The 6,642-nt window shown below is 61.4% G+C and carries 3 protein-coding genes; 2 read left to right on the forward strand and 1 reads right to left on the reverse strand.

Annotated features, from left to right (window positions below; all coding sequences use genetic code 11):
- Positions 1-99: 99 nt before the first annotated feature.
- On the forward strand, positions 100-4,719 hold the full coding sequence (locus OPU96_RS18275; RefSeq protein ID WP_498559454.1) for a dermonecrotic toxin domain-containing protein: 4,620 nt from the start codon (positions 100-102) through the stop codon (positions 4,717-4,719).
- On the opposite strand, the gene OPU96_RS18280 is transcribed toward OPU96_RS18275, so the two are convergent.
- On the reverse strand, positions 4,713-5,972 hold the full coding sequence (locus OPU96_RS18280; protein WP_226454535.1) for a cation:proton antiporter: 1,260 nt from the start codon (positions 5,970-5,972) through the stop codon (positions 4,713-4,715). The two genes, OPU96_RS18275 and OPU96_RS18280, sit on opposite strands and share 7 nt — an antisense overlap.
- Before the next feature lie 194 nt (positions 5,973-6,166).
- Here OPU96_RS18280 and OPU96_RS18285 point away from each other — a divergent pair, with 194 nt between their 5' ends.
- Complete coding sequence (locus OPU96_RS18285) at positions 6,167-6,553, forward strand: MAPEG family protein (protein WP_192299926.1); 387 nt, start codon at positions 6,167-6,169, stop codon at positions 6,551-6,553.
- The last annotated feature ends 89 nt before the right edge of the window (positions 6,554-6,642 follow it).

A 6,642-nucleotide genomic window follows, 5' to 3' on the forward strand; every position in this document is an offset into this window, starting at 1 on the left:
CCAGGGTTTTGATAGGTCGGCACGCTGGCTCGGCGGGCTGACTGGCCGAGCTTCACCCACCAGGCATTCAGGGCCCGCGTCTTTTCAAGGACGTGACCAATGGCCAAGACGCCTCATTCGCTGTATCACCTGATGCCCCTGCGGCGAGCCGCCCGGGATATCCAGGCGCTTTTTTCCACTCGATCCTCCCTGCAAGTGATTGCCCTGCAAGCCCTGCAGCGCACACTGCGCGCAACGTACCCCACGGTGGCTATCACGGACACCGCCCCCGTGGTGCTGACGCCGCGCTATCGCTACCAGAACCAGGTGATCGACCTCGCGGGTTACGAACGTTTGACGTTGGTTGACGCGTTGATCAATCGTTTCGTCGACGGTATCTGGGTCGATTACACACGCGGCCAACTGCTGACGGAGCAGCCGGACAGCGAGCCGATCAAGATCTTGGCGTTGAAAAACCTGGACGCCCAGGCGTCCGTCAACCAGCTTGGACCCTTGTTGCTTGAGCATTGCCAGCGGGCGTTGATCGATGACTGGAGCGAGCTGTCCATCGAAGCGCGCAGCCGCTTTGAGTCGCTGTCGCTGCGCTTGAAAGAAACCCTGAGGCAGTTGAGCGTGCCCACGCTTGTCAGCGACCCCGGCCAGCGCCAGATGATCAATGACGTGCTGCAAGTCCCCGACAACAACTTGCGCGGCGGCACTACCCGGGCCTATCTGGTAGACCAATGGGGAGAGGCGGGCAGCGACGCGTTGGAATTGTTGCGCGGCATGGTACTTGTCGGTCCTGCCGGCAGCGGCGAGACACTGCTGCTCTTTACCTTGAGTGCGGGCATTGAAGTGTTTACTTCCCGTGCCGCCTTGGGCGCAGCGTTGCGCACGCGTCTGGCCGGCTTGGCGCCGGGGCGTGCAATGCAATGGCGGCTGTATGAGCCGCGCTCGAATATTTTCGATGGGTTTGCCTTGAGCTTTCTGGCCAAGCAGTTGAGCGACCTGCGGTGGGGTGTTGAGTTGGGGCGTCGATCCCCCTACTGGAGCGCTGCCTTGCTGGAAATGGTGCAGTGGCTGGCCACGGGGGATTTCGACAGTTTGCAGCTCGATACCGACGCTGGGCTGCGCAGGCTTTACGGTGCCCTGCCGGGCTGGGTGAAACAGGCCAGCCGTGAGGTGCGCGGCTTGTTTTCCCAGTATTTGAACAGCTTGGGCAAGCTGTTCAGTCAACCCAACTGGCGCTTTTTCGACGATGGGGTGCCGTCGTTGCTGGCGTTCACCCGGGAGCGGCTGATGGCAGCGTACCCCAAGGCCTCGCCCCTGGAACCGAATGACGTGATCATCACGGTGCATACGGTCAGGGGCGTATCGGCCGTGGGCGGGCTTCCAGTCAAGCTCATCACCACCTTGCTCAAGGTTGCGTTGGAAAACCTGGCGAGCCTGCCGGGAGACTCGATTGAAGTGACGTTGCGTAACGGCGCCGAGCCGCCCCATTGGCTGACGCCTAGCGCCATCAAGCGCTTGGTGAGCGAGGTCGATATCGGCGAGCACTACCCCAACCTAGTGGCGCTAGCGCTCAGGGATTCACCCGCCGAAGTGCGATGGCGCAGCCGCAGCTTTATCGCGCAACTGCGCATTGAACTGCCGCTGCTGGCGCTAGAGTTCTACACCCGTGGCCAATGGGGCTTGAGCCGCAAGGGCTACGAAAGCGTTGTCGCCGTGATGCAGGCACAGGAGATCGATCGCTACCTGGGCAACCAAGTCATCGTGCTCAGGCCCCTGGCGTTCAAAGCCACTGCCAGCGCGTCCGCCGATGTGGTCACTAACATGTTTGTCATCGGGCCCCAGTCCCTCGATGCCGGGCCAGTGGTGTTGTACCGGCCGATGGCGCAGCCCAAGTTGATGGAGTTCGCCAGCCGGCAAGACCTGCTCAAGGCCATCGACCAGCCGGGTGAACTGCAGCAACAGGTGCTGGCCTGGATGAGCGCCGACGCGCGCGCCACTTACCGGGGCAGCGGGTTCCTCGCTCCCCACTTCAATACGATGGACGGGTTGGCGTTGCTGATCGATGCCCTGACCAGCACCCCGGCGATGTTGGCCACTGACAAGGTGCAAGGTGACTACGGGCAACATCTCTATCAAAGCCAGGTGCAGGCAATTCTCGAACAAGCAGACCGGCAGTCGGTGTCCAACCGTGAAAACCTCTGGGCGCGGCGAATGGAGGGGCTGTCGCTGGGGTTGAACAGCGTCATGCCGTTGGTTACAGGGCCGCTGGCGGTGGTCGGATGGTTGCAGGTGGCGTGGTCCGTGCACGAGCAACTCGGCGCCGCCGCTCGCGAGGACAATGAAGATGAGAGCGCAACCTTGGTTGGGTTTTTCCTGAATATGGCGTTGGTGCTGATGCACTACTCCAATGATGCGCTCAGCGATCGCGTCAACAACGCCCGGCGTGAGGGCGAAATCGAGGCGCCGCAACGTCCAGAAATCATCGAGCCCCCCGCGCCGAGCGTGGACAACCCCGTGCAGGAATTGCCGGCCATGGACGCTGCGCGTGACGTGAGCCAGGCTTATATGGCTGTCGAATATGGCTGGTTGCCCACGTCCAGTCGCTTGACGCCTTCCCAACTGGCCGACTTGCAAACCTTCAGGGTGGCCAAGCCCACGGCGGCAACCCGGGTGATCAGCGGTGCCAGGTCCGGCCTGTTGCAGAACGATGGCCAGTGGTACGCCGAGGTTGATGGGAATTGTTACAACGTGAGCATCGAACATGACGACGTACGAGTCGTTGCCGGCAATGGGCGCCGGGGGCCTTGGCTCAAGGCTGATGGTAAAGGGCACTGGAGCCTGGACCTGCGGCTGCGGTTGCGGGGTGGCGCGCCGGGCGCAGACGCCGAGGGCATTGCCCAGGCGCGTGAGCTCAAAAGCCGGTTCGATACGCTCTACGCCCAATACACTGAGGCGCAGATGCCTGGAGCCGCAGTGATCGGGCAATTGCTGGCGGACGTCGCGTTGTCGGAACGTGTCACGCGGATTGAGCGCGAGATCGATAACGTCGCCCTGTTGCAGCAGCGCGCCAAATTGCTGCTGGGTCTGCTGGAGCAACGCCGCCGTTTGGACGTGGTGCAGGATTACACGGCGCTGCGCCATCACTTCCTGGCAACCCAGGTGAATTGCCTGCGTTTTCAGGTCCGGTTGATGGAGGTTATGCGCAGCACGCGTTACAAGCAGATCAGTGATCCTGCGGAAGTTTACCTGCTTACGCTGCATGAGGTCATGCGAGCCACGTTCCCCGAATCCACGCGTGTTGGCCTTCGTGGGATCGCCAGGTTGCATGGCCAGGCGGTGCAACTGTGCCGTGAGCAGCGCGTGGCCTACGAGGCGCTGCTCGAAACAGTGCGCCCGCAAGATACCCAGATAAGTGCGCTGGATACACCGGAGTGGCGTGGTAAGGCGCCGATTCTGGCCTGGCTTGAAGCCGGGCTGCGGCCGATGGTCCTGCGCTGCGTGTGGGCAAAGGTCGAGGCGCCGGGCGCGCAGGTGTTGAGCCTGCTACAAGACGTCAACCTGCGTTGTCGCTTGAGGCTATCCAGCTACCGCCAGCTCTGTACCAACCAGAACTTCAGCGTTGGCCAGCGCCGCCAATTGCTCGACGAAACCGTCGACGAACTGGCCTGGCTGGATGTGCGCCTCGCACAGGCTGCCGCCATCCCCAGCAGTTTCATCGACCGCGTTGCGCTGGATGAGTATCGCGCCTATATCCAAACAATTCGTGAGGAAATCGTGCAGGACACCCTGCAGTTCTATGCCGAGCAAACCGCGCTGCCGGCCACCAGCGGTACGGTCGCAGAAGGGATTGTCCAGAGTCGCCATTTCGGCGCGTTGGCCGCCACACAACGTGGTTCTTTGGGCGGCAGTTCTTCGAGCGCGCCTGAGGAAGAATCGGTGGAGTTTGTTGACCCCTATACCCGTCATGTTTACGCGCGGTTCGTCAAAACCCAGACAAGTGACGGGGTTGATTGGGTCTACCAGGCAACCCCCGTTGTTCAGGCCATTCACTGGCAACCTCAAGGCTATATCAACAGTTGGCGATTGATCCAGCACGGGACGGACGCTCTGAAGGCGTTGCCAAGCCTGGAGCAAAACATACGGGTTGCGCCTCGGGCGGTGCGGGGCGATCTGGAGTTGCTGGCCGAGCGGATGTTCGAGGACGTACGACGTTCCCTCGCAAGTCGCAAAGATGCAGAACACGTCGATCCGTTGAAAGCGTTGCTGGAGAAGAACCTGACAGACAAGGCCAATGAGCTGATCAAGGCGGGCCGCGAGGCTCATCAACGTATGGTGCTGGCGCGTGAGCCGACCACCACCGGCATCGCTGACCTGCTGGCCGAGGGTGTCGTCGAGATCAAGGAAGTGCCTGAAACCCGACGTGCACCCGGCGCCGGTTCGCCGCCGCTGTTTCGCAGCTTCTACATACAGAAGGTCAAGGCCAGCGGCCAGGTGCCGGAGGTGCTCTGGTTTGCGCACTTCCATTACCCGGCCGATTACAGCGCAGGGGCGCTGGGCTTCAAGTTCGCGCATCTGAAACCTGCAGGCACGCCCGTCGGCAGCTTTGAACAGCGACTACGGGCGGCCCGTGGTGATAACGAGCGGTTATTGTCGATCTTTCGCACCACCATCGAGCCTGAGGCGGCGCAAACACTGTTCTTCAGTAACGAGGAGGCCTCGGCTCAATGAGTTGAGGTGCCAGGCGCGGGCTCGTCGCGGGTCACGCGCTTGACCAGCTTGCCGATGCTCAACCCCTGCAACAGGATCGATGACAGCACCACGATATAGGTGATGCTCAGCAGCAGGTCACGCTCGGGGCCCAATGGCAGGGCCAGAGCCAATGCCACTGAGACCCCGCCGCGCAAACCGCCCCAGGTGAGGATGCGGATAGTGCCACGCGGCACCGTGCGCCAGCGGCGTAGCAGCAGGATCGCCGGGGCTACCGTCAGCAGACGCGAGAGCAGGATGGCCACTGCGAGCAAGCAGGCAGCGAACACATGCAGCCAGTTGAACGGCAACAGCAGCAACTCCATGCCGATCAAGGCGAACAGCAAGGCGTTGAGCATGTCATCGAGCAATTCCCAGAAACCGTCGAGGTAGCGGCGGGTCATGTCGTTCATTGCCAGCTTGCGGCCCAGGTTGCCAATGATCAGGCCCGCGACCACCATCGCAATCGGTGCCGAGACGTGCAGTTCGGTGGCCAGCGCCGAGCCGCCGATCACCAGGGCGAGGGTCAGCATCACTTCGATCTGGTGCTGCTCGATGCTCTTGATCATCAGGTACACGAGGTAGCCGATCAGGCCGCCGAACACCACGCCGCCAATCGCTTCATGGGCGAACAGCATCGCTGTGGCGCCGACGGTGGGGGTTTCGCCCAGCTGTGCGATGCCGAGCAAGACGGTAAACACCACCACTGCCGTACCGTCGTTGAACAGTGACTCGCCGACGATGGTGGTCTTCAAGGGTTTCGAGGCATTGGCGGTACGCAATACGCCCAATACCGCAATCGGGTCGGTGGGCGAGATCAGCGCGCCGAACAGCAGGCAGTACAGGAAACTGACGTGCCAGCCGAACAGGGCAAAGATGTAGTACGCCAGGCTGCCGATCACCACAGTGGCGATCAACACGCCAAAGGTCGCGAGCAGGCCGATGGGCCAGCGGTAGCTGCGCAGGTCGTTGAGGTTGACGTGCAGGGCGCCGGCAAACAGCAGGAACGAGAGCATCCAGTTCATCAGCAGGTCGCCGAAGTCGATCTGGCCGATCAATTGCTGGATGCGTTCCTCCAGGCCCGGGTAGCCGAGGACACTCAGGCCTTGCAGGAACAGGGAAAACACCAGGGCCGTGACCATCACACCGATGGTGGGCGGCAGGCCGATAAAACGGAAGTTCACGTAGGTGAGCAGGGTGGTGAGGCAAATAAACGCGGCGACAAGTTCAAGCATCCGGGGTCCTTGGAAGTTGGGTGGCGGATCATTGGTGGGGGGATGGACCGCAGCAGCGGCGGGAGGTTGCAGGGCAAGCGGCAAGTCGACGATAGAACCTTTCGCGCGGCGGTGGTTCATAGCGGTGAGTGCGGCGTGCCATATTTAGTGCTAAAACTCTAATTTCTGTTTAAAAACCAAAAAAGGAAGCAGTGATGACGGTGGCCTTCTGGTGTGTGTTGATTGCGATTTTCCTGCCTTACCTGTGCACGGGGGTGGCCAAGTTCAGCGGCGGTAAGTTCGGGCCCCGGCAGAACCATGATCCGCGTGCGTTCCTGGAGACGCTTGATGGGGTCGCCAAACGTGCGCACAACGCGCAGCTCAACAGTTTTGAAGTCACCCCGGCGTTTGCGGCGGCGGTGATTGTCGCGCACCTGGCCGGCACGGCTGAGCTGGTGACGATCAATGTGCTGGCGGTGTTGTTTATCACCAGTCGCCTGCTGTACATCATTTGTTACCTGGCGGACTGGGCGATGTTGCGTTCACTGGTGTGGTTCGTGGGCATGGCGTTGATTGCGAGTTTCTTCTTCATCTCGATCTAAAGCCTGATAACGATCCCCTGTGGGAGCGGGCTTGCCCGCGAATGCGGTGGTTCAGCATCAGATGTGCTGACTGACACGCCGCTTTCGCG

Source organism: Pseudomonas sp. RP-B7, assembly GCF_059803535.1.